We start from the raw sequence: 23,086 nt of genomic DNA, 5'->3' as shown, positions 1-23,086 counted from the left end.
CCGACCGGTTTTGCTTGCCGCGGCGGGAAAAACCGACACTGGCATCTTTAGTCTACGTGTGTAGAATCTCGGCGGTGACCATCGGAGGAGGACAACCGTGAGCGGGTCGACCAGCAGTACCAGTCCCGAGCGCATCGTGGACGTGGCCGTGGGCTACATGGCGGCGAAGCAGCTTTTCGCGGCGACCCGGATCGGCTTGTTCGCCGCGCTCGGCGGTGGCCCGCTGACCGCCGCCGAACTGGCCGGGAAGACCGGCAGACCGGAGAAGATCACGCGGATCCTCGGTGACGCCATGGCTTCGCTCGGCCTGCTGTCGCGTGTGGACGGACGATATGCGCTGACCGCGGACACCGCGGCCCACCTCGGCGGCGGTGGTGGTCTCGATCTGGCGCCGTTCCTGCACTTCCTCGACTCGATCAGCTACGGCCACTGGCTGCAGTTCGGCCATACCGCCGACACCGGGGAACCCGGTGAGCTGGCCATGGACGAGGCGCGCTGGGCCACCTTCCTGGACGGCGTGATGACCTACAACGCGCTGCACGCGAAGATGCTCGCCGCGGCCGTCGACTACCGGCCCTGCCGGAAGCTGCTCGACCTCGGCGGGCTGTCGAGCGCGTTCGCGGCGGAAGCCATGCGCGCCAACGAAGAACTGCACACCACCTTCGTGTTCGACCCGCGTTCGGTCGAGCCGGTCACCAGCGCGGTGGCCGAGGCCGGGCTCGCGGACCGCGCGACGGTGGTGGGCGCGGAAACGGCGACGGCCCAGCCGGAAGGTGAGTTCGACCTGATCATGGTCAACCACGTGGTCCACCGGTTCACCGCCCCGCAGAACGCGGACATCCTGCGGAACGCCCGCGCGGCCGCCGCACCCGGTGCCCGGTTGCTGCTGCTCGACTTCTTCCTCGACGACGACGAGGTGCCGCGCCCGCTCGACGCGCTGCACGCGGGGGAGTACCTGGTGATCGACGGCACGGTGGTCTACCCGGAGGCCGAGGTGCGTGGCTGGCTGGCCGGCGCGGGCTGGCGGGTGACCGAGCGGCTGACCCTGCCGGGCAGCCCACGGGTCCTGGTCGCGGAAGCGGAGTGAGCCGGTGACCCTCGATCCCGCGGTCCGGGAACTGCTCGCCCGCAGCACACCGGCCGAAGCACCGGCGCGCCCGCCGGCCGCCGCCGAGTTGCGGGCCGCCTTCGACGCCTCGTGGCGGCGTCCCGAGTCGGTGGAGCCGGTCGCTTCGGTCACCGATTACGAGGTGCCCGGCGGCGTGCGTGTCCGGTTGTACCTGCCCGAATCCGCCACGCCGGTGCCGGTTTTCGCCTGGCTCCACGGGGGTGGGTGGACGATCGGCTCGATCGACGAGAACGAGCTCGCCTCGCGTGCGGTGTGCAACGCGGCGGGGGCCGCGGTGGCCGCCGTGGACTACCGGCTCGCGCCGGAACACCCGTTCCCGGCGGCGCCGGAGGACTGCTACCGCGTGGTCGAATGGCTGGCCGCCGGTGGGGCCGGGCCCGCGGTGGACGCGGCACGCATCGCGATCGGCGGGGAGAGCGCGGGCGGCAATCTGTCCACAGTGGTCTCGATGATGTCGCGCGACCGGGGCGGGCCGCGGCTGGCCGCGCAGGTGCTGATCTGCCCGGTCTACGCCCATCCCGACGACGGGTTCGCCTCGTACACCGATTTCGCCGAGGGCTTCGGCATGACCGCCGGGGCGATGCGGTTCTTCTTCGAGCAGTACGTCACCGATCCGGCCCAGCTGGACGATCCGTACCTGCTGCCGTTGCGGGCCGCCGACCTGAGCGGCCTGCCGCCGGCGCTGGTGCTGACCGCGGAGTACGACGTGCTGCGGGACGAAGGCGAGGAGTTCGCGCGGCGGCTGGCCGCCACGGGCACGCCGGTGGAGCTGACGCGGTACGCCGGTCAAATCCACGGTTTTTACGGCCTGTACACGGATCTTCCGGCTTCGCCGCGGTCACACGCCCAGGTCGCGGCCTACCTGCGGGCGGTGTTCAGGGCCGGGTGAGGCGGTCGAAAAAGGACTCCAGATGGGCCCGCTGCAGTGCGATGGTCGAGAATTCGCCGCTGACCAGGCTCATCACGTTCGCCCCGGCGTTCAGCAGGACGATCTCGTCGACCAGCTGCTCGTCGGGGGTCCCGGTGACGATGTCGCCGTCCTCGCGCCCCTCGGCCAGGTACCGGTGCAGCAGGCCACGCCACTCGCGCACGTGCTCCAGGTACTTGTCGTGCAGCTTCTGGTTGGTCAGCGACAGCTGCCAGAAGGTGAGCAGCACGCGCCCGGCGGCGATGCGGTCCTCGTCGATCGGCATCGCGGAGAAGCACAGCTCCCGCAGCGCCACCAGCCCGCGCAGCTCGTCGAGTTCCACGTAGGTGCGCATCATGCCGAGCGCGCGCTCGTAGGTGGCCTCGATGATGTCTTCCTTGCTGGGGAAGTACAGCTTGAGCGCGCCGTTGGCGAAACCGGCCGCGGCCGCGATCTCCCGCATCGTCGCGGCCTCGATGCCACCCCGGGTGATCAGCTCCCAGGTGACGTCGACGATCTCACGGCGACGCTGGTCGTGGTCGATAATCTTCGGCATCGGCTCATCTCCCGGACTGGTTCGTCTACCAGTGTAGGAGATCAGTCGCGCCGGAACACCCGGTGCCCGGCGAACCATGTTTCGGTCACCTCCGTGCGCGCGATCTCCGCCGGATCGGTCCGGAAGGGATCGCGGTCGAGTACCAGGAAGTCGGCCGACTTCCCGGGCGTCAGCGAGCCGGTGACGTCGTCCAGGCCCATCGCGCGGGCACCGGCCAGGGTGAACACCTCGATCGCCTCGGGCAGCGAGATCGCCTGCTCCGGCCACAGCGCACCGGGGTGCACGCCAGTCGGGTCACGCCGCGTGACCAGCCCCTGAATGCCCTCCCACGCATCGGGTGATTCGCTCACCGGCCAGTCCGAACCGCCCGCCACCAGCGCGCCGCTGTCCAGCAGGTCGCGGTTGGGTTGCATGCGCGCGGCCCGCGAACCGGGCAGCACCTCGGCGATGGCGGACGGGATGACCCCCGGCACCCACAGGAACGGCGAGATGTCGGCCGCGACACCCAGTGCGGCGAACCTCGGCACGTCGTCCGGGTGCACGAACTGGCCGTGCGCCACCTGGAACTTCGGCTCCGTGAACCCGGCCGCGCGCACCTTCTCGACCGCGTCGAGGGTGGCGCGGACCGAGGCGTCGCCAGTGCAGTGGACCTTGGCCGACAGCCCGGCTTCGGCGGCCGTGCGCAGCCAGCCTTCCAGCTCCTCGACGGGCATCGTGGTGGCGCCGCGGTGGCATGCCCCGTGCGCGTCGTCGGGCAGGTACGGCTCGAGGAAGGCGGCGGTGCGCGTCGGCGGCACGCCGTCGAGGAACACCTTCACGAAGTCCGGCCGGTGGTGCTCGCCGCGGTACTGGCCGGCGACCTCCAGCAGCGGCGCCCCGATCGGGTCGAAGCCGAAGATCGGGTCGTTGATCAGCAGGGACGACACCACCCAGGCGTGCAGCTCGCCCGCGTCGTCGAGCGACTTCAGCGCACGCAGGATGTCCGCCGACACCCCGGCGTCCTGGAACGCGGTGATGCCGTACGAATGCAGCGTGGCGATGCCGTGCCGGGACGCGGCGGCGTGCTGTTCGTCGCTGAGCGTCCGCGTGGCGCGCAGCGCGTGCTCGACCGGGACCCCGGCGGCCTCCAGCAGAACCCCGGTCGGCTCGCCGGTGGGGTCCCGGACGATCTCACCGCCCGCCGGATCCGGGGTGGCGGCGGTGATCCCGGCCAGCTCCAGCGCGCGCGTGCTCACCCATCGGTTGTGCCTGCTGTCGTCGGCCAGCGACACCGGACGGCCGCCCGCGGCTTCGTCCAGCGCGTGCCGCGCCGAGACTCGCGACAGCGTGCCGACCAAAGTGGACGCCCACGCGCCGCCGACCACCCATTCGTCCGGGCCCAGTCCCGCGGCGCGTTCGCGGACGGCGGCCAGGATGTCATCGAAGCCCGCCTCCGCGCCGAAGCCCAGTTCGAACAGGGCCGCGCGCCCGGCGAGCGCGTGGTGGTTGTGCACGTCGACCAGTCCCGGCAGGACAAACGCGCCACCGAGATCGACCACCTCGGTGTGCGGGCCGCGGTCGAGGTCCTCCAGCGAGAGCACCCGGCCGTCCTTGACCGCCAGCGCGGACGCCCAGGGCCGCGCGGGGTCCACTGTGTACACCGTGGCGTTGGTGAGGATCAGGTCGGCGGCCAAGGTTCAGCTCGCCGGGTCGAAGGTTTCGGGGTGCACGGTGGTGCTGAGCAGCCTGCCGTGCGCGCCGAAGGTGAAGTGGGTGGGCGTGCGGCCGGTCGAGTCCAGCCCGAACAACACCCCGTGGGAGCGCAGGCGCCGCGCGTCGCGGTGGTCGGCCACGGTCACCGACGCACACGGGATCACCTTTTCCCGCCAGGCGAACACATAGATCCCGGGTCGCAGCTCGTAGACCGAGTTCTCGTCGGTGTCGGCGAGCCCCTTCTCCGGACCGGCCAGGCACTGCCAGGTGTACCAGTGCGGGCTGAGGTAGATGTGCTCGTAGGCGTGCGCGGTGCTGTACACCCACAGCACGCGCCGCCCGACCAGCGAGGTGCTCGGCGCGAGCGGCTCCCCGTGCGCGTCGAGCCCGGCGATGGTGGCGGGCAGGAAGGTCTGGGTGACCCGGGGCGAGGTGTCGCCGATCCGGCTGAGCACCAGCAGCGCGCGGCCCTGGCGCAGGTCGAGCAGCAGGGTGAAGGCCTCCTCCTGCCGGGCCCGCGGGTGGAACTGCACGTAGTACAGCTCGTCGTCGACCAGGAACGTCTCGCACCGGTCGGTGCCGGAGCCGTGGTACCGCCACTCGATCCGGGTGCCGGAGAAGCCCGCGGTGAAGGTGGTGCCGTCGGCGCAGGTCAGTTCGTAGGACCGGCCGTGGAGGTCGCCGACCGTGGGCGCCTTGTTCGCGTCGAACCCGGGGGCCAGGCCGTCCAGCGGCAGCCAGGTGGAGGTGTCGGACAGGGTCAGTTCAGCCATGGGTGGGTCCTTGGTCGTCGTGACAAGAGTCGTTGTGGCAGGGGTCGTCGTGGCAGGGGGCGGCGGCCCCGGAGGGCAGGTCGAGTGCGGGATTGCGGTCGCGGAAGCCGTAGGGACGCAGGGAAAAGCCGGAGTAGTCGACCGGCATCACCGGCCAGTCCTCCGGCCGCGGGATGTGCGTGGGCCCGAAGACGTGCCACAGCACGAGATCGGTGCCGGTGAGGTCGCGGTCGGCCGCGGCCCACGCGGGTAGCCCGGCACCACCGGGATGCGCGTTCGGCCGGTCACCGGCGGGGAAGCGCTCGTCGGCCGCGTACGGCGTGGCCCACAGGTGCCGCGTGGCGAAGGTCGCTCGCTTGTGGACGGTCGAATCCGGTTGTGCCATCAGCGTGGCCGATGGCCGCGGCACGAGCTGGTAGGCGGTCGGCGTGCCGAGCCGGTTGACCCGGTCCGCGCTGCGGACCTCCCACACGCGGGCCTTCGACGGGTCCGCGAACCGCTGGGCCTCCCGCTCGGTGCGCAGCGGGGTTTCCCGCCAGGTGAACGCGTTGCCGTAGGGATTCTCTTCACCGGTCGGCACGCCTTCCACGTCGATCTCGAACAGCGAGTTGCGCTCGCCGTCGACGGCCATGTCCAGCCGGGCGCAGAACAGGTGCTGGTGCACCGGCGCGAACAGTCCGGGCGCGATCTCGTTGGCGTGCCGCTGCTTCGTGCCGGAGTGGCCGGCGCCGGCGAACACGATGCCGGTGGCCTTCGCCTCCAGCTCGATGGTGCCGTCGAGGTAGAGGTACCAGAAGAAGCCGTAGTCGTAGTTGCCGATGGTGGAGATCGACGAGATGACCAGCCGCCGCGACCGCCGGACCTCGGCGTGGCCGTCGAGATCGGTGTGCTTCCACAGGATGCCGTAGTCCTCTTCGTGCAGGCAGATCGCGCGCGGGATCTCAACGGGGTGCCCGTGGTCGTCGGCGACGAAGGCGGGGAAGTAGTGGATGACGCCCAGGCAGTCGCAGCCGAGCCGCAGGTTGTTGCCGTTCTTGCCGAGCAGGTACTCGCCGGCGTCGAAGTAGCTGATCCAGAACCGGCCGGGCGCGGTGTCACCGTAGGGCACCACCATTTCCGGCACCGACGCGCGGTAGAGCACCGACCGGTCGCCGAAGGTGAGCTGGTGCAGGGTCAGGCCTTCGCGGGCGTTGAACCCGACGCGCAGCCGCCACCCCTCCCAGGTGACCTCGCTGCCGTCGATGGTGAAGCTGGGCCCGTCCGGCTGGGTGATCTCGATCGGCTTGAGCGTGGTGCGCGGCGGCACGTCCCCGTAACGGCCGTGCTCGGGCGGGACCGGCACGCCGCCCTCGTCCTCGACCCGGAGCACGCGGCGCCCGGTGAGGTCGATGTGCACGATCAGCCCTTCGACCGGGTGCGCCCACGGGCTGTCCGCGGCGTGGTCGCGCAGGAAGGTCAGCGAGCGGATGACCCGGCCGGTCTCGTCGGGCCTGCCGAAGAAGCCGGGGGCCAGTGGTGCGCAGAACGCGTGCTCGATGTGGCCGGTGAGCCCGCGCCGCTCCATCGCCGCCCGCCATTCGGGCGACGCCTTGGTGATGGACGCGGCGAGGTCGTACTCCTCGAACAGGTACGGCGGCTGGCCTTCACCGCAGTCCTCGCACGACAGCAGCTCACCCTTGGTCACCGACACGACGGCGTCGCGGGCACGGCCGGTCGCGGTGTCCAGCAGGGTGTACTGGATGCGCCGGTCGGTGACCTGCGCGGCCACGCTCGCCTTGTCCGGTTCGACCGGCAGCACCTGCGGGAACCGGGTGGTCTCGGTGAGCAGGCCGGCCGCGGCCAGTACCGCGCGGCCCTCGGCCAGTTCCCCGGCGGTCAGCGGGTCGAGTGGGTGCATGCTCCGCAGTTTCGGGGGCCGGGCGGCCGGGCGGAACGCTCTCGCGGGCGTCGTGCGGGCGCGGACAAGAAGGGTGCACTGACGGCCAACCACCCGCCGCCCGCGGGCCCGCAGGATGACCGCATGCGACTGGACCTCGCGGGCAAGGCCGTGCTGGTGACCGGCGCGGCCTCCGGCATCGGGCTGGCCTGCGCGCGGGCGTTCCTGGCCGAAGGCGCGCGGGTCGGCGTGCTGGACCGGGCGCCCGCGCCCGAACTGGACGGCGATGTGGTGACCGTGCGTGCCGACGTGACCGACGAGGCGTCGATGGCCGCGGCGGTCGGTGAAGTGGCCGGGCGGTTCGGCGGGCTGGACGTGGTGGTCGGCTGCGCCGGGATCTCCGGCCCGGTCGGCACGCCGCTCGCGGACACCACGGCCGCCGAGTTCGGCGCGCTGCTCGCGGTCAACGTCACCGGGCAGTTCCTGCTGGTCAAGCACGCCGCGCCGTGGCTGAGCGCGGCCGGGGGCGCGGTGGTGCTGCTGGCCAGCGACTCGGCCTTCACCAGCGCGCCCGGCATGGTGCCCTACTGCGCGTCGAAGGGGGCCGTGGTGGCGCTGACCAGGGCGCTTTCGGTGGACCTGCCCGGCGTGCGGGTGAACTGCGTGTGCCCGTCGGTGGTGGACACCCCGATGGCGCGCGCCGATCTCGGCGCGGTGCTCGACGAGCCCGCGTTCCCGGTGCAGGCGGCCGAGGACGTCGCCTGCCAGGTGCTGTACCTGGCCTCCGCGTGCTCGCGGACGGTCAACGGCCAGGCCGTGCTCGCCGACTTCGGCGTCTCCGCGCGGTCCGGTTTTCCCGCCTAGAAAGGAATTCCCGAAGTGGACAAGGTGGTCGCGATCACGGGTGGCGGTACCGGTATCGGCGCGGCGGTGGCCCGCCGGTACGCGGGTGAGGGTGCCAGGGTGGTGGTGCTCGGCAGGCGGCGCGAGCCGCTGGAGAAGGTGGCCGCCGAAACCGGGGCGCACGTGATCGCCTGCGACGCCAGCGACCGCGAGGCCGCCGAGCACGCGGCCGCCGAGATCATCGGCCGGTTCGGCAGGCTGGACGTGGTGGTGGCGAACGCGGGCGGGCACGGCCTGTCCTCGGTGACCGACACCGGCGACGAGGAGTGGGAGCTGGCGCTGCGGTCCAATTTGTCCAGTGCTTTCGTGTTCTGCCGGGCCACCCTGCCGTCGCTGGTGGAAAGCGGCGGGCAGGTGGTGATCGTGTCCTCGCTGGCCGGGTTGTTCGCCGGGCCGAACGTGGCCGGGTACACCGTGGCCAAGCACGCGCTGATCGGGCTGACCCGGTCGATCGCCAGGGACTACGGGCCGAAGGGCGTGCGGGCGAACGCGGTGTGCCCCGGCTGGGTGCGCACGCCGATGGCGGACGGGGAGATGGACCAGTTCGCCGCGGCCGCGGGCTTCACCGGCGGCCACGACGAGGGCTACCGCCGCGTCACCGCCGAAGTCCCGCTGCGGCGCCCGGCCGAACCCGAGGAGATCGCGTCGATCGTGCGGTTCCTGGGCTCGGCCGAGTCGTCGTACATCACCGGTGCCGTCCTGGTCGCCGACGGCGGGGCACACGCGGTGGACCTGCCGACGCTGGCTTTCGAGCGCGCCGGCATGTAATCACGAGCCGCCGAGGTAGGCGGTGTGCAGGGTTTCGGGGGAGTCGAGCAGGGTGGCCGCGTCACCGGAGTAGGTGACGCGGCCCGACGACACCACGAGCGCGTCCCGCGCGACCCCGAGCGCCAGGTGCGTGAACTGCTCCACGAGCAGGATCGCCGCGCCTTCCTCGGCGAACCGGGTGACCATCGGCAGCAGCCGGGTGAACACCACCGGCGCCAGGCCCAGCGACATCTCGTCGATCAGCAGGAAAGCCGGGCGGGCGGCGAACGCGCGCGCCAGCACCACCATCTGCTGCTCGCCGCCGCTGAGCAGGGCGGCGGGGGAGTCGCGGCGCTTGGCCAGTTCCGGGAACAGGGCGAACAGCTCGTCGGCCCGCGCGCGGGTGCGCGCGGTGAGCATCAGGTTCTCCAGCACGGTCAGCCCGCCGAACACCGCGCGTCCCTGCTCGATGTGCGCCACCCCGCGCCGCGCGCGGGTCACCCTGGACTGCCGGGTGAGGTCTTCCGTTCCGATGTGGACGGTCCCGGCGGCGGCCGGGACCACGCCGGAGATCGCCTCCAGCAGGCTGGTCTTCCCGGCGCCGTTCGGCCCGACCAGCGCGGTGATGTGGCCCGGCTCCAGGGTGAAGCCGACGTCGGAGATCACCGGGCCCGCACCCCGCGTGACGGTCAGGCCGGTTACCCGCAAAGCGTTCACAACAGCTCCGTTTCACCCATGTACGCCTTGAGCACCGCCGGATCGGCCAGCACCTCGGCCTGCGGGCCGCTGGCCAGCACCCGGCCGAAGTCGAGCACGGTGATCGTGTCGCAGACCGAGCGCACCAGGTCCAGGTCGTGCTCGATGAGCAGGACCGACACGCCGAACCGCGCGGGCACCTGCCGCAGTCGCTCCCCGAAGGCCACGTGCTCGGAATGCGGCAACCCGGCGGCCGGTTCGTCGAGCAGCAACACCCGCGGCCTGGCCAGCAGGTGCCCCACCACCTCGACCAGCCTGCGCGCGCCCACGTCCACTTCGGACAGTGGTGTGCGCGCGTCCGGGCAGCCGAAGAAGTCCAGCGCCCCGGCGATTTCGGCCGCGCTCAGCCGCCGCCGGGCCACGAACCGCAGGTATGCCTCCACCCGCAGGCCCGGCGGTACGCGGTCCTGCTGGAAGGTCCGGCGCAACCCGGCGCGGGCGCGTTTCGACGGCGATCCGGTCAGCGGCCTGCCGTCCAGTTCGACGCTGCCCTCGGCGTCGGCCAGGAAGCCGCTGATCGCGTCGACCAGGGTGGACTTGCCCGCGCCGTTCGGCCCGATCACGCCCAGCACACCGTGTTCCGGTACTTCGATGTCCACAGAGGACAACGCGGTGACCTCACCGAAGCGCACGCCGAGCCCGCGTACCACGAGCACCGGCGGGCCGGGGACAACCGGCTCCACCGTGGTGGTCGCGTCGGCGAGTTCGAGCTTCGCCGGTGCGCCGGAGCGCCGGTACCAGAGCCGCCGCACCGCCGTGCCCAGGTTCCCGCCGCTGGTCAGCGCCTGGATGCCGAGCAGGCCGAACACCACGAACCCCCAGTCCTGCGGCACGCCCCAGCGCTTGAGCAGCTCGGGCACGCCGACCCAGAGCACCGCGCCGAGGATCGCCATGTCGATCAGGTGCGCGCCGGACATGATCGCCAGCACGTACAGCGCCAGCGACTGGATCGCGGTGAAGCTGGCCGGGAAGGCCAGCCCGACCTGCCCGGTGAGCAGGCCGCCGCTGATCCCGCCGAGCGTGGCGCTCACCGCGAACGCGGTCAGCTTCGAGGTGCGCACGCTCGCCCCGGCCGCCGCCGTGCCGCGTTCGGAGAACGCCACCGCCTGCCAGCCGCTGCCCCAGCGGCCGCGCCGCAGGAAGTACACGCCCAGGCAGCACCCCACCAGCACCACCACGGCCAGCAGGAAGTACGACCGGTCGTCGGAGAAGGCGTCCGGGCGCTCCACGGAGATGCCGGAGGCGACGCCGGGGAACTGCAGTTGCACCAGGGTGAGGTCGGCCGCCGCGGCCAGGCCGAGGGTGACCACGGCCAGGTTGATCCCGCGCAACCGCAACGCGGGCAGCCCGACCAGGACACCGACCAGCCCGGCGGCGAGCCCGCCGAGCACCAGCCACACCAGGAAGCCGCCGGGTGCCTCCGCGGCGTTCAGCGCGGACACCACCCAGGCGCCGACCGCGCCGAAGGTCAGCTGGCACAGCGAGATCATGCCCGCGCTGCCGGTGACCACCCCGAGCCCGAGCAGCGAGATCCGGCCGACGATCGCGCTCATGCCCAGGTACACGAAGTACCCGTCGAGCCCGGCGCTCAGCGCGTAACCGGCACCGATGGCCAGCGCGGCCACCGCGAACGGAAGCAGGCGCTCAACGAGCCGCATCCCACACCTCCTTGCGCTGCGACCACAGCAGCAACGCGACGATCACCGCGAACGGCAGGAAATACCGCGCCACCGACAGCCCGTCGACCTGCGCGGCCGCGCCCTGGACCAGGCCGAGCACCAGGCCGCCCGCCACCGCGAGATCGAGGCGGCGGAACCCGCCGAGCAGCGCCGCCGCGGCCGCCGGCACCACGAGCATGGCCAGCGACGTGGCGTCGTTGGACTGCGAAGGCGCCACAATGGACACCACGAGCGTGCTGACCACCCCGGTGGCCGCCCACACCGCGACGCTGAGCCGTTTCGCCGGGATGCCGAGCAGCTCGGCGGTGGTCGGGCGCTCGGACAAGGCCCGCAGTTCCACCCCGGCCGAGGTCCGGCTCAGCACCAGCCTGCTGGCCAGCGCGACCAGCACGGCCAGCGCCACGGTCACCACGGTGACCTGGCTGATCACCACGCCCCCGGCGGTCAGCGCCGGGCCGTCCAGGATCGGGTGGAACGGCTGCGGCTTGTTGCCGAACAGGATGAACGACAGCGAGATCAGCAGGAGCAGCACCGCGACGGTGACCGCCGAGCGGGCGCCGGTGTCGGCCTCGGCCAGCCAGGTGGACACGATCCAGCCGAGCAGCGCGCTGAGCAGCCCGCCGAGCAGGATGCCCGCCACCGTGGCCAGCCAGGTCGGCAGTCCGAACTGGACGGACAGGAAAACCGCCACGTAGCAGCCGAACATGCCGGTCGCGGACTGGGCGAAGTTGACCACCCGCACCAGCCGCGACATCAGCGTCAGGCAGACCGCGAGCACCGCGTACAGCCCACCGGCGGCGAGCCCGGCGAGAGCGCCTTGGAGCATGGGTGTCTCCCTAGTTCCGCGCGGGGATGCGCAGCCAGTCGCCGGCGGCCAGTTCCCACCGGTTCGTGCCGGTGGTCAGCTTGACCGGCCACCCCGCGGTGTTGGCGTGGTGCGATTCGCCCGGCCCGAACACGTACGGTGTGCCGACCATCGGATCGCTGATCGGCTTCATCTCGCGCAGCGCCTTGGTCACCGACTCGCGGGTGATCTCCCCGCCGATGCCCCGGATCACATCGAGGAAGTACTTCGCCGCCAGGTAACCGCCCTGGCTGAACGAGGTGAGCGGAATGCCGTTCTTGGTCATCAGCTCGCGCCAGTCCTTGTTCTGCGGGCTCCCGGCGTCGGTGAACGGGTAGAACTCGGCTGGCACGTACACCCCGGCGCCGGCGTTCGAGACGGCCTTGGCGTAGTTCTCGCTGTAGACGCTGGTCAGCAGCAGCCAGGTGACGTCGGTCCAGCCCTGCGCCTGCGCGGCCTTGAGCTGCCCGATCGAATCCGGCTCGACCGGGTTCACCGTGATCGCCTTGCAGCCGGCGTTGCGTGCCTTGACGATGTAGGAGGTGTAATCGGAACCGCCGTAGGGCACGGTCGCGTCGATATACTTGAGCTTCTTGCCGGTGATCGCCGACCACTCGTCGATCGCCGCCTGGTACGAGGGCAGCGTGTTGCCCGCGATCTCCAGCAGCGCGCAGATGTCGGTCAGCCCCAGTTCCTCCGAGCCGTAGAGCAGGCTCAGCGTCATGTCGTGGAACGGCCCGACGTTGACCGGCGCGATGTTGGGGCTGGAGAAGCACGCCGGGTCCACGCCGATGCCCGACATGGACAGGATCTTCTGCTGCTCGTAGTACTCGGCGTTGATCTCGCATTCGATCAGGCTCGACGAGCCGACCAGCGCGACCGCCTCGTCACCGCCGACGATCTCGCGTGCCGCCGCGGCGGCGGCCGCCGGATCGCCCTTGTCGTCGAGTGCTTTGTATTCGATCTGCCTCCCGTTCACCCCACCGGCCGCGTTGGCCGCGTCGAACACGGCCTTCGCCGCCTGCGAGGCCTCCGGGAAGGTGGCCGCACCACTGAGCGCGTTGACCGAACCAACCACGATCGGGCCAGCGGAACCGCTTTCGGCCCCGGCGCAGCCCGCGGTGGTCAGCACCACCGCGGCCGCCAGTGCACCCAGGCGCCGCATCACCGCTCCCCGGCCGCGCGGACCACCGGAGCGGAGTCGACGATCTGCTCGAAGCTGGCCAGCTTGCCGCCGTCGAACTTCCACACGTGCGCGACCCGCGCGGTGAACGAGCGCCCGGTCACGCGGTGCGTGGCCTGGTACGAGCCCAGCCCGATCACCGCGTCACCGGCGTCGAGCAGCTCGCCGAGGGTGAAGGTGTAACCGTCCCAGTCGCGGGCGATCGCCTCGAAGACGTTCTCCCGCACTTCTTCGGGGCCGACATACGTGCCGGCGTAAGGGAAACCGGCGGCCTCGGTCCAGGTGGTCTCGGGGCCCAGCGGGGCCAGCATGCCGGCCAGGTCGCCCTGGTCGCTGGCGTCGTAGTGCGCCGCGATGATGTCTGCATTGGACATGGAAGCTCCTTCAAACCGGTTGCGCGTCGGGATAGGCGACCGTGCCGAGTGGATAGATGTGCCCGCCGGCCCGGGAGTGCTCCGACCGGCCGTCGCCGGTCAGGCCGAGGAACACGCCGGTGGTCCGCAGCGCGTAACCGAGGTCGTGCAGCCACACACTGGCCACCGCGATGCGGAACTCCCGGAAGCAGAACAGGTAGAGCCCGTCGGAGAACTTCCACACCGTCGACAGGTCCATGTCACCGTGGCCGCGCTGCACGCCTTCGAGGCACTGCCAGGCGTAGCGCTGCGAGGACACGTAAACGTGCTCGTAGAGGTGATCCGGGCTGTAGCGGTAGATGTTGCGCTTGCCGATCAGGTCACGCGACGGCCCCGGCGCTTCGCCGGACGGCGTGCCCCCGTCGGTGGTTCCGGCCCGGAAGGTCTGCGAAACCCGGGGCACGCCTTCGACTTCCTCGGCGCCGATGACCGACCGCACGGCCAGCGCGCGGTGCGTGGTCGTGGAGAAAACGACGGTGAGCGCTTCACCTTCCACGCTGGTGTGCGGGAAATTCACGAAGAACACGTCGTCGCGCACGGCCACCGCGTCGTACGGGTCCTTGATCCCGTTGCAGGTGGCCGTTTCCGCGTCGTCGAACCGCAGCGCGAGCGCCGTGCCGTCGTCGAGGGTGACGGTCAGCTCACGGCCCGACAGGTCCGCGTTCGGCAGGCGGTAGGTGGCTATTCTGGCGGCGAACTCGTCATAGGTGCGCCATTGTTCGTCTGGGGTTCCGGGCATGCGGTCATCGTCGGCGCGCCTGCCGGGACGGGGCCAGCGGTCACGCGCTGGGCGGCAAGAACCGGTCGCTCACGGTCAAGCCGCGGCGCAGTTCGCTCGGCGAGCAGCCGAACTCGGTCTTGAACACCCGGCTGAAGTGCGGTGCGTCGACAAAGCCCCACTTGGCCGCGATGGCCGCGACCGGCCGCGCGGCGTGCACCGGATCGAGCAGATCGCGGCGGCAGTGCTCCAGCCGCCGGGTGCGGATCCAGCCGGAGACCGTGGTGCCCTGCTCGTGGAACAGCCCGTGCAGGTGCCGGGTGGAGATGTAGTGCTCGGCGGCGATCTGCGCCGGGCCGAGCTCGGTGGAGGACAGGTTCGCGTCGATGTAGGCCAGCACGCGGCGCATCAGCTCGTGGTGCGGCCCGGCGGTGGCGCGCGCCAGGTCCAGCTCGGTGGCGAACAGGGTGGCGAGCAGGTCCACCGCGGTGTGCGCGAGCCGGACGCCCGCCGGGCCGCCGAGCTGGTCGAGATTGGTGCCGAGCTGGGCGAGGAAGGGCACCACCACGTTGCCCATGCCCCGCTTGCCGGACATGCGGACCGCGGTGAGCTGGCCGACGAGGTCCTTGGGCAGGTCGATCAGCCGCTGCGGGAACATCACCACCAGCGTGCGGAAGTCCTCCTCGAACACCAGCGAATACGGCCGGTGCGTGTCGTACAGCGCGACGTCGCCGGGCCGCAGCAGGGCCTGCCGGTTGTCCTGCACCAGCAGCCCGGTCCCGGCCAGGATCAGGCTCAGCTTGTAGTAGTGCCGGTCGGCCCTGGCGATCAGCTCCGGGGTGCGCTCGACCACGTGCGCCGACGCGGTCACCTCGGACAGCTGCACCTGGTCGGCACCGCACGAGCGGATGCGCCCGCGGAACTGGTCGCGGTGGTCGCTGGTCACGCGCAGGGGCACGAACGACTGCGAAACCGCCGTGCGGAAGTCGGTGAAGTCACGGGCGACCAGGGTGGTGGTCGGGTCGGCGGTGGGGGACACGGCGTCACCTCACGACATCGGGAGGACCGGAATTTCATATACGATAAGCGATACGATGCCGTCGCGGCAATCATCCCGCGAACGATATGCCGATCTCCTGACGGGATCCAGCGCCGGGGTTTTCCCGCGATCCTGGCCGACTCGGCGCCTGGAACCCCCGATCCGGCCGGTCTGGGTGCAGGATTCCCGCGTTGACGAGCGGGGAACTGCTCCCTACCGTCTGCCCGCATGGTGATCGACGAACTGGACCGGCGCATCATCGCCGCGCTCCAGCTCAACGGCCGCGCGCCGTGGAGCGCGATCGCGCGCTGGGCCGGGGCCAGCGAGACCACCGTGCAGCGCCGGTTCGCCGCGCTGCACGAACGCGGGCTGGTGCACGTGGTCGGCGTGATCGATCTCGACCGCACCGCGGCGGGCTCGTCCATGCTGGTCCGCGTGCAGGCCCAGCCGGGCAAGGGCTGGGAGCTGGCCGAGCTGCTGGCGGCCCGGCCGGAGGCGCGGTTCCTCGCCGTGGTCACCGGTTCCGCCGACCTGATCGTCGACTTCGTCGCACACGACAACGACGAGCTGCTGCGGCTGCTGTTCACCGACCTGCCCGGCGCCGGCCTGATCACCGGCACCGACAGCGTCGCGGTGATCCGCACCTTCACCACCGCGCCGATGTGGGACACCGGCCTGCTCCCACCGGAAGCCGCCGAAGACCTGCGGCCCGGGCACCGGCCGCCGTTCGAGCGCGACGACTGGGACAGCCCGCCGCGGCGGCCGAGCGAGCTGGAGCGCGCGGTCGCCGAGGAACTCGCGGCCGACGGCAGGCTGCCGGTCAGCACTATCGCCCGGCGGCTGGACCGCAGCGAGTCGAGCGCGGCCAGGGCGCTGGAGCGGCTGGTGGCCAGCGGCAGCCTGCAGTTCCGCACGCTGGTCGAACCGGAACTGCTCGGCTACCGCGTGGAGTTCATGCTCTGGCTGTCGATCCACCCCGGCAAGCTCAACGAGGCCGGGCGCTGCCTCGCGCGGCATCCCGGCACGAAGTTCCTGGCCGCCTCCACCGGCCGGTTCAACCTGGTCGGGCAGATGGTGCTGCCGGGCACCGCCGACCTGTTCCGCTACACCGACGAGGTGATCGGCAGGCTGCCCGGCCTGACCGCCTCCGACGTCACCCTCCACCTGGCCACGCTCAAGCGCGCGTGGACCAGGGTCGACCGCTGATCCCCTGGAGGAAGCATGGAAACCGAGCCCTGGCAGTGGCCGGAGCGGACCTGGCGCGGCCACGTCGGCGCGGTCCGCGCCGGACGGCGGCTGGTGCCGTCGTCGTGGCCGGGCGGTGCCCGCGTCGCGGTCGCGCTGTCCTTCGACTCCGACCACGAGACGATTCCGTTGCGGGACGGGGAAACCAGCCCGGGCAGGCTCGCGCAGGGCGAGTACGGGGCCAGGGTCGGCGCCGGCCGCGTGCTGGAGCTGCTCGCCGAGCACGGCCTCCCGGCCACCTTCTTCATGCCCGCGGTGTCCGCTCTGCTGCACCCGGCCGAAGCGAAGGATTACGCGAGCGGACCGCACGAGATCGGCGTGCACGGGTGGATCCACGAGCGGAACACGCTGCTGTCCGAAAAGGACGAACGCGACCTGGTCCGGCGGTCGCTGGACACCCTGGCCGAGCTGACCGGGGTCCGGCCGGTCGGCATCCGCACGCCGTCGTGGGACTTCTCCTCGTCCACTTTGGCCATCATCAGGGAGCTGGGTTTCGCCTACGACTCCTCGCTGATGGCCGACGACGAACCCTACGAGATCCTGGCCGGTGGCGAGCCGACCGGACTGGTGGAGATCCCGGTCGACTGGATCAGGGACGACGCGCCGTACTTCACCATGGACCGCTACGGCTCGGTGCGGCCGTACACGCGCCCTCGTGACGTGCTGGAGATCTGGACCGACGAATTCGACGCGGCCTACCGCGCGGGCGGGGTGTTCCAGCTGACCCTGCACCCGCACGTGATCGGCCACCGCTCGCGGCTAGTGGTGCTGCGGGAGCTGATCGACCACATCCGCGGGCACCAGGACGTCTGGTTCACCACGCACGCGGACCTCGCGGCCGCCGTGCGCGAGATCCCTGGGAGCATGTCATGACCAGAGCGGACACAGTGGACACTGGCACGCGGTTGTCCCCGCGCCAGCGCAAGGCGATCGTCGCGGGCACCATCGGCAACACCGTCGAATGGGTGGACTGGGCGCTGTACTCGATCTTCGCCAAGATCATTGCGGCGGAGTTCTTCCCCGGCGGCGACGAGACCGTGGCGCTGCTGTCCACTTTGGCCGTGTTCGCGGTCGGTTTTGTGATGCGCCCGATCGGGGCCGCCGTGCTCGGTGCCTACGCCGACCGGCACGGCCGCAAGAAGGGCCTGACGCTGACCGTCGGGCTGATGGCGGGCGCTTCCTTTGTCATCGCGCTGACGCCGAACTACGGCGCGATCGGGGTGCTGGCGCCGGTGATCCTGCTGGTCGCCCGGCTGTTGCAGGGGTTCTCGGCGGGCGGTGAGTTCGGTTCGTCCTCGGCCTTCCTGGTCGAGTCGGCGGCCAAGGGACGCCGCGCGTTCGCCGGTTCGTGGCAGCAGGTCTCGGTGGGTGGCGGGGTGCTCATCGCTTCGCTGCTCGGCACCATCGCCACGTCCGCTCTGGACGAAGCCGCCCTGCACTCGTGGGGCTGGCGGGTGGCTTTCGTGCTCGGCGGGCTGCTCGGCCTGATCGGGCTGTGGCTGCGGATTTCGGTGGAGGAAACCGATTCCTTCACCAAAACCGCGGCGAGCCGCAAGGGCAACCCGCTCAAGGCGATGGTCAAGGAACACCCCGGCGCCGCGCTGCGCGTCGCGGGCATCACCATCGCGGGCACGCTGACCTACTACATCTGGGTCAACTACCTGCCCACCTACGCCAACATCACCACCGGGATCCCGCTGTCGCAGGCGCTGCTGTCCCAGACGCTGTGCCTGGTGGTCTTCGTGGTGCTGCTGCCGTTCGCCGGGCTGGTGTCGGACAAGCTCGGCCGCAAGCTCACGCTCGGCGTGTTCGCGGGTGGTTTCGTGGCGCTGTCGTGGCCGATGCTGCACCTGCTGGACAACAACTTCCTGAGCGTGTTCCTGGTGCAGCTGACCGGGATGCTGTTCCTGCTCGGCTACTCGGCGAACTGCGCGGTGATCATGGCCGAGCAGTTCCCGCCCGAGGTGCGGGCGACCGGCATCGCGCTGCCGTACGCGCTGGCGGTGGCGTTGTTCGGCGGCACCGCGCCGTACGTGACCACCTGGCTCAACGACATCGGCCAGCGTGACCTGCTGTGGCTGTACGTCTCCGGCTCGGCGTTGATCTCGCTGGTGGTCTACCTGACCATGCCGGAGACCAAGGACAAGGAGTTCGACTGATGCACGTGCTGGTCACCGGCGCGGCCAGGGGGATCGGGCGGGCCATCGCCGAGGAGTTCGGCGGTGCCACGCTCAGCCTGGCCGATCTCGACGGCGCGCTGATCCCGGATTCGCTGGGGTTCGCGATCACCGCGGACCTGACCGGGCCGGACGCGGCGGAGGAGGTCGTCGAGCGGGCGTGGCGGCGGAACGGGCCGGTCGACGTGCTGGTGAACGCGGCCGGGCGGTACCCGTCGCTGGACATGATCGACGTGGACGCGGCGGCGTGGGACGAGTTGTTCGCACTGAACCTCCGCGCGCCGGTGCTGGCCACGGCGGCGTTCGCCCGGCGGGCCGAAGGTCGCGGCGGCTCGGTGGTGAACATCTCGTCGGGGGCCGCGCTGCGGTCGCGTCCCGGCGGCGGTCCCTACGCCAGCACGAAGGCGGCGCTGGAGATGGCGACCCGGGCGGCCGCACTCGAATTCGGGCCGCTCGGCATCCGCGTCAACGCGGTGAGCCCGGGATTTGTGGCCGTCGACAGCGAGCGGAACCCGGTGGCGCCCGAGTACGCGGCGGCGGTTTCGGGCAATCCGCTCGGCCGCCCCGGCACGCCGGCCGACATCGCCCGCGCGGTCCGCTGGCTCGCCGGTGACGACGCTTCGTGGATCACCGGGGAGATCCTGCGGGTGGACGGCGGCTCCAGCGCCGGCGCCGCGCACCTGCCCCGCCTTTGGCCGTCCGTCCAGAAAGGACAGAACGCATGACCCGCGCGTACGCGGTGGTCGGTGGCGGTGCCATCGGCGGCACGCTCGCCTTCCACCTGGCCAGGGCCGGGCACCCGGTCACCGTGGTGGACAACGACACCGAGCACGTGGCGGCCATCCGCGACGGCGGCCTGACCATCGAACGCGGTGGTGCCAGGGAAAGCACCGAGGTGCGCGCGGTCACGCCCGGCGAGTTCGACGAGCCGCTGGGGCGGGTGCTGCTCGCGGTCAAGGCGCAGGCGACCGAGAGCGCCGCCGACTGGATCGCGCCGCGGCTGGCTAAGGACGGCTGCGTGGTGTCCATCCAGAACGGGTTCAACGAGCCGGTGCTGGCGGACCGGATCGGCTGGCCGCGGACCGTCGGCGCGTTTGTCAACATCTTCGCCGACCGCCTCGAACCGGGCGTGATCGCCGACGGCGGGGCCGGGGCGCTGGTGCTCGGGGAGCCGGGCGGGCAGCCGGTGTCGCCGAGGGTGCGGTCGATGGTGGACGACCTGAAGGCGTGGGGCCCGGCGCAGGCCAGCGACAACGTCGAGGGCTTCCTGTGGGCGAAGGCCGGGTTCGGCGCCATGCTCGCGGCCACCGCGCTGGCCGACGACGCGATGGCCGACCTGATCGACCGCCACCACCCGGCGATCCACGCGCTCGGTGAAGAGGTGTTCGACGTCGCCGCGGCGCTCGGTGTCCGGCTGGAGGCCTTCGACGCGTTCACCCCGGAAGCCTTCGTGCGCGGCGCCGACGCGGGGGAGCGGGCGGCGGCCACCGCGAAGCTGACCGCCTGGCTGCGCACGCAACCCAAGAACCGCAGCGGCATCTGGCGCGACCTGGCCGTGCGGCGGCGCCGGGTGGAGGTCACGACGCACTACGCGACCGTGCTGGCCGAAGCCGACCGGCTCGGCATCGCCACACCGGTGCTGCGTGCCGTGCTCGCCGGCCTGCGGGAACTGGAGGCCGATCCCGGCACCATGTCCGAGGCCCGGCTGGCCGCGCTCGACCGGCTGGTGGCGGGGTAGCGCGAACGGAGGTTGCGCTCCCGGTGGTGACCCTGCGAAGTTGATCGCCGTGGGACGCGGGCGCCGCCGGGCGAAGAAGCGGGAATCGGGCACGCTGTCGACCAGGGTGCGCCGGATCTGGGAGGTGGTGACCACCACCCTGGCCCTGCTCACCGCGGTCTACCTGGTGCTGAACACGATCGAGCCGACCAGGATGGTGCTCGAGCGGTACGTGCTGAAGCTCAACGTGGAGGCGCTGACCGCGATCGTGGCGATCATGCTGGAGGTCGCCATCGTGGCGGTGTACCAGCTGGGCAGGCAGGTCCGGGCGATGCGCGCGGAACTGGGGCCGCGGCAGGACACGCGGATCGTGAACGACGTCGGCGCCGTCGTCGACGCGGTGAAGCGGTTGTCGGCCGAGGGACGTCGCAGCGAGCGGACGCTGGACGTGCTCGGGCTGACGCTGAACACCACGTGGCCGCAGCTCGCCGCCTGGCTGACCGGGCACGACGCGCCTTCACACTGGCGGATCACGCTGTACAGCCTGGACCCGGCGTACCTCGAGCGGTCCGATGAGCTGCCCGGTTACTGGAGCAGCGAGGCCGCGCGCAGCCAGGAGCGGATCCGGGAGCGGGCCGAGGAGGAGGCCGAGGACCTGGCGCACCGGCGGATCAAGCTGGAGCTGCGGACCTACGCCTGCCTGCCGGCGGTGCACGGGTTCCGCCTGGGCAACGGGGACCTGTTCCTGGCCTATCTGCAGTGGACGGAGGCGGGCAGCATCCGGCCGTTCGAGTTCTACGAGCACATCCCGCGCGAGGACCAGTCGGCGCGGGCCAACCGGTACCGGGACCTGTTCGACAGCTGGCTCGCCCGAGCCGCCACCAAAGCAACCCCGGCCGTGCAATGAATGTGGCTTTCATTGCACGGCGGCCCCTTGGCGCTGCGCGTTCAGCAGCGGAGTGAGTTCGGTGACCACGGTGGTCAGGGGAGCGACGTCCCGCCGGATGCGGGCGGTCATGATGGCGCCTTCCAGCGTGCTGATCATCAGCGTGGCCAGCCGCCGGGCGCGTGACTTCGGCAGGCCCATCCCCACCAGCTGCCCGGCCACCGCCTCCTCCCACCGCGCCAGCGCGACGCGCAGCAGCTCGGTGACGGCCGAGTCACCGCTCGCGAGGTCGGCGGCGGTCGCCATCACCGGGCAACCGCGGTCGAAGCCGCGCCGGGTGAACTCGTCCTTCCACTGCTTGGCCAGATGCGCGAACAACCCGGCGGGCGTGGGCTTGCGCACCTTCGCGTAGGCCTCCGCGTGCCGCGCGGCGAAATCCGCCGACCACAGCAGCGCCTCCCCGACGAGCTGGTCCTTGCCGCCGGGGAAGTAGTGCTGGAACGACCCCCGCGGCGCACCCGCGTGCTCGACCACATCGCGCACCCCGGTGGCCGCCACCCCGCGCGTCCGCACCAGCTGGGCCGCGCTGTAGACCATGCGTTCCCGCGGCGATCGTCCGGTCAACCCTTCCCACCTTTCATGACAGCTGTCATAGTATGACACCTGTCATAGGAGGTGCGCATGCGGACCGGATTTCTCGGGCTCGGCGTGATGGGGCAGCCGATGGCGGTCAACCTGGCGCGCGCGGGCATCCCGCTGGTGGTGTGGAACCGCACAGTCGAGCGGGCCACCCCGCTGCGCGCGGCGGGGGCGACCGTCGCGGACCGCCCAGCGACGGTGTTCGACCAGGCGGACGTGGTGTTCCTGATGCTGACCGACGGGTCCGCCATCGACGCGGTGCTTCACCGCGGCAGCCCGGAATTCGCCGCGATGGTGGCGGATCGGGTGGTCGTGCACATGGGCACCACGTCGCCGGAGTACTCCCGCGGGCTCGAGGCCGACGTCCGCGCGGCCGGTGGTGGCTACGCCGAGGCGCCGGTCTCCGGCTCGCGCAAGCCCGCCGAAGCCGGGCAACTGGTGGGCATGCTGGCCGGCGATTCCGCGGTGACCGCCCGCGTGCGCCCGTTGCTGGCGCCGATGTGCCACGACGTGGTCGACTGCGGTGCCGTGCCGAACGGCATGCTGATGAAACTCTCGGTCAACCTGTTCCTGATCACCATGGTCACCGGGCTGGCCGAGGCGGTGCACTTCGCCGGGCGTCACGGCGTCGACCTGCCCACGCTGCTGGGCGTGCTCGACGCGGGACCGATGGCCAGCGCGGTCTCGCGGATGAAGGCACGCAAGCTCGCCGACCGCGATTTCGCCGTGCAGGCGGCGATCTCCGACGTGCGCTACAACAACGAGCTGATCGCCGCGGCGGCGCGTTCGGCAGGCGTGGCGTCACCCCTGCTCGACGTCTGCCTCGACCTGTTCCGCGAAACCGAGGCGCAGGGACTCGGTGACGCCGACATGGCCGCGGTGGTCAGCGCGATCGAGCGGCGGACCGCGTTCACATCCGCTCCACCGCTTCCTTCGCCTCCCGCAAGCCCGCTCCCGTCCGTTCCCGGTAGACCTTGATCGCCTGGATCTTCTTGCCTTCGTCCAGCAGCGCCCGGACGTCGTCGAACTCCGGCTCGGGCAGCTCGATGCCCTGATGTGCCATCAGCGCGTCGAGCTTCTCCTCGATGCGCGCCAGGCGCCGGTCCAGCCGGTCGGCCCTGGCGTCGGTCGCGGTGAAGCCGAGCCGGACCGCCAGCAGCAGGACAACCAGGGCGAGCAGCAACCATCCGTAATCCACGGCGCGGAC

General features: G+C 71.4%; 24 protein-coding genes. 11 read left to right on the top strand and 13 right to left on the bottom strand.

Going from position 1 to position 23,086, the window contains the following annotated elements:
• Positions 1-97: 97 nt before the first annotated feature.
• Both A4R43_RS13565 and A4R43_RS13560 read left to right on the top strand, forming a co-directional pair.
• Positions 98-1,087, top strand: coding sequence for a methyltransferase (locus A4R43_RS13565; protein WP_113692672.1), 990 nt, complete (start codon positions 98-100; stop codon positions 1,085-1,087).
• Between the two features lie 4 nt (positions 1,088-1,091).
• Complete coding sequence (locus A4R43_RS13560) at positions 1,092-2,018, top strand: alpha/beta hydrolase (protein WP_113692671.1); 927 nt, start codon at positions 1,092-1,094, stop codon at positions 2,016-2,018.
• Here the strand turns inward: A4R43_RS13560 and A4R43_RS13555 are convergent.
• The 4 genes from A4R43_RS13555 to A4R43_RS13540 are packed head-to-tail and all read right to left on the bottom strand — an operon-like array spanning position 2,005 to position 6,954.
• Positions 2,005-2,592, bottom strand: coding sequence for a TetR/AcrR family transcriptional regulator (locus A4R43_RS13555; protein WP_113692670.1), 588 nt, complete (start codon positions 2,590-2,592; stop codon positions 2,005-2,007). The genes A4R43_RS13560 and A4R43_RS13555 overlap by 14 nt on opposite strands.
• 41 nt (positions 2,593-2,633) lie before the next feature.
• A complete protein-coding gene (locus tag A4R43_RS13550; protein ID WP_113692669.1) occupies positions 2,634-4,265 on the bottom strand; it encodes an amidohydrolase in 1,632 nt (543 codons plus the stop codon).
• A 3-nt stretch (positions 4,266-4,268) separates the two neighbouring features.
• Positions 4,269-5,057: a molybdenum cofactor biosynthesis F family protein gene (locus tag A4R43_RS13545; protein ID WP_113692668.1), complete on the bottom strand. Its 789-nt coding sequence runs from the start codon at positions 5,055-5,057 to the stop codon at positions 4,269-4,271.
• Positions 5,050-6,954 carry a primary-amine oxidase gene (locus tag A4R43_RS13540; protein ID WP_418190819.1) on the bottom strand — a complete coding sequence of 635 codons (1,905 nt, stop codon included), beginning with the start codon at positions 6,952-6,954 and terminating at the stop codon, positions 5,050-5,052. The genes A4R43_RS13545 and A4R43_RS13540 overlap by 8 nt, the downstream gene beginning before the upstream one ends.
• Before the next feature lie 123 nt (positions 6,955-7,077).
• Here A4R43_RS13540 and A4R43_RS13535 point away from each other — a divergent pair, with 123 nt between their 5' ends.
• Entirely contained in the window at positions 7,078-7,797 is a 720-nt protein-coding gene (locus tag A4R43_RS13535; protein WP_113692667.1) for an SDR family NAD(P)-dependent oxidoreductase, read from the top strand.
• 15 nt (positions 7,798-7,812) lie between these two features.
• Positions 7,813-8,604 (top strand): SDR family NAD(P)-dependent oxidoreductase, encoded by a 792-nt coding sequence (locus tag A4R43_RS13530; RefSeq protein ID WP_113692666.1) that lies wholly within the window; start codon positions 7,813-7,815, stop codon positions 8,602-8,604.
• On the opposite strand, the gene A4R43_RS13525 is transcribed toward A4R43_RS13530, so the two are convergent.
• Genes A4R43_RS13525 through A4R43_RS13495 form a run of 7 tightly spaced genes read right to left on the bottom strand, consistent with a single transcriptional unit; the run spans position 8,605 to position 15,215 of the window.
• On the bottom strand, positions 8,605-9,300 hold the full coding sequence (locus A4R43_RS13525; RefSeq protein WP_113692665.1) for an ABC transporter ATP-binding protein: 696 nt from the start codon (positions 9,298-9,300) through the stop codon (positions 8,605-8,607). It lies immediately after the preceding gene.
• Positions 9,297-10,997, bottom strand: a complete 1,701-nt coding sequence (locus A4R43_RS13520; protein WP_113692664.1) for a branched-chain amino acid ABC transporter ATP-binding protein/permease — start codon at positions 10,995-10,997, stop codon at positions 9,297-9,299. Before A4R43_RS13520 ends, A4R43_RS13525 begins: the two co-directional genes overlap by 4 nt.
• Positions 10,984-11,844: a branched-chain amino acid ABC transporter permease gene (locus tag A4R43_RS13515; RefSeq protein ID WP_113692663.1), complete on the bottom strand. Its 861-nt coding sequence runs from the start codon at positions 11,842-11,844 to the stop codon at positions 10,984-10,986. The genes A4R43_RS13520 and A4R43_RS13515 overlap by 14 nt, the downstream gene beginning before the upstream one ends.
• A gap of 10 nt (positions 11,845-11,854) precedes the next feature.
• Entirely contained in the window at positions 11,855-13,027 is a 1,173-nt protein-coding gene (locus A4R43_RS13510; RefSeq protein ID WP_113692662.1) for an ABC transporter substrate-binding protein, read from the bottom strand.
• On the bottom strand, positions 13,027-13,419 hold the full coding sequence (locus tag A4R43_RS13505) for a nuclear transport factor 2 family protein (RefSeq protein ID WP_113692661.1): 393 nt from the start codon (positions 13,417-13,419) through the stop codon (positions 13,027-13,029). Before A4R43_RS13505 ends, A4R43_RS13510 begins: the two co-directional genes overlap by 1 nt.
• 10 nt (positions 13,420-13,429) lie before the next feature.
• The gene (locus tag A4R43_RS13500; RefSeq protein WP_113692660.1) at positions 13,430-14,197 is read right to left on the bottom strand and encodes a MoaF C-terminal domain-containing protein; all 768 of its coding nucleotides are present in this window, start codon (positions 14,195-14,197) and stop codon (positions 13,430-13,432) included.
• 40 nt (positions 14,198-14,237) lie between these two features.
• Entirely contained in the window at positions 14,238-15,215 is a 978-nt protein-coding gene (locus A4R43_RS13495) for an AraC-like ligand-binding domain-containing protein (protein ID WP_113692659.1), read from the bottom strand.
• A 228-nt stretch (positions 15,216-15,443) separates the two neighbouring features.
• Here A4R43_RS13495 and A4R43_RS13490 point away from each other — a divergent pair, with 228 nt between their 5' ends.
• From A4R43_RS13490 to A4R43_RS13465, 6 genes are read left to right on the top strand one after another with little or no spacing between them, the layout of a single operon-like run.
• Positions 15,444-16,421 carry an Lrp/AsnC family transcriptional regulator gene (locus tag A4R43_RS13490; RefSeq protein ID WP_205215328.1) on the top strand — a complete coding sequence of 326 codons (978 nt, stop codon included), beginning with the start codon at positions 15,444-15,446 and terminating at the stop codon, positions 16,419-16,421.
• A 15-nt stretch (positions 16,422-16,436) separates the two neighbouring features.
• Positions 16,437-17,333, top strand: a complete 897-nt coding sequence (locus A4R43_RS13485) for a polysaccharide deacetylase family protein (RefSeq protein WP_113692658.1) — start codon at positions 16,437-16,439, stop codon at positions 17,331-17,333.
• Positions 17,330-18,619 carry an MFS transporter gene (locus A4R43_RS13480; RefSeq protein ID WP_113692657.1) on the top strand — a complete coding sequence of 430 codons (1,290 nt, stop codon included), beginning with the start codon at positions 17,330-17,332 and terminating at the stop codon, positions 18,617-18,619. The genes A4R43_RS13485 and A4R43_RS13480 overlap by 4 nt, the downstream gene beginning before the upstream one ends.
• Positions 18,619-19,362: an SDR family NAD(P)-dependent oxidoreductase gene (locus A4R43_RS13475; RefSeq protein ID WP_236808975.1), complete on the top strand. Its 744-nt coding sequence runs from the start codon at positions 18,619-18,621 to the stop codon at positions 19,360-19,362. The genes A4R43_RS13480 and A4R43_RS13475 overlap by 1 nt, the downstream gene beginning before the upstream one ends.
• Entirely contained in the window at positions 19,359-20,375 is a 1,017-nt protein-coding gene (locus tag A4R43_RS13470; protein WP_113692656.1) for a ketopantoate reductase family protein, read from the top strand. The genes A4R43_RS13475 and A4R43_RS13470 overlap by 4 nt, the downstream gene beginning before the upstream one ends.
• A 49-nt stretch (positions 20,376-20,424) precedes the next feature.
• Positions 20,425-21,261 (top strand): hypothetical protein, encoded by an 837-nt coding sequence (locus tag A4R43_RS13465; RefSeq protein ID WP_113697558.1) that lies wholly within the window; start codon positions 20,425-20,427, stop codon positions 21,259-21,261.
• A 9-nt stretch (positions 21,262-21,270) separates the two neighbouring features.
• On the opposite strand, the gene A4R43_RS13460 is transcribed toward A4R43_RS13465, so the two are convergent.
• Positions 21,271-21,864, bottom strand: coding sequence for a TetR/AcrR family transcriptional regulator (locus A4R43_RS13460; RefSeq protein WP_236808973.1), 594 nt, complete (start codon positions 21,862-21,864; stop codon positions 21,271-21,273).
• A 57-nt stretch (positions 21,865-21,921) separates the two neighbouring features.
• Between A4R43_RS13460 and A4R43_RS13455 the strand changes: the two genes are divergently transcribed.
• Entirely contained in the window at positions 21,922-22,857 is a 936-nt protein-coding gene (locus tag A4R43_RS13455; protein ID WP_113692654.1) for an NAD(P)-dependent oxidoreductase, read from the top strand.
• Here A4R43_RS13455 and A4R43_RS13450 read toward each other — a convergent pair.
• The gene (locus tag A4R43_RS13450) at positions 22,790-23,077 is read right to left on the bottom strand and encodes a ribosomal protein L7/L12 (RefSeq protein WP_113692653.1); all 288 of its coding nucleotides are present in this window, start codon (positions 23,075-23,077) and stop codon (positions 22,790-22,792) included. The two genes, A4R43_RS13455 and A4R43_RS13450, sit on opposite strands and share 68 nt — an antisense overlap.
• Between the last annotated feature and the right edge of the window lie 9 nt (positions 23,078-23,086).

This window comes from Amycolatopsis albispora, from assembly GCF_003312875.1.
Lineage (GTDB): Bacteria > Actinomycetota > Actinomycetes > Mycobacteriales > Pseudonocardiaceae > Amycolatopsis > Amycolatopsis albispora.
The sequence above is the reverse complement of the archived record's forward strand: the minus strand, read 5'-3'. Positions and strand labels throughout refer to the sequence as shown.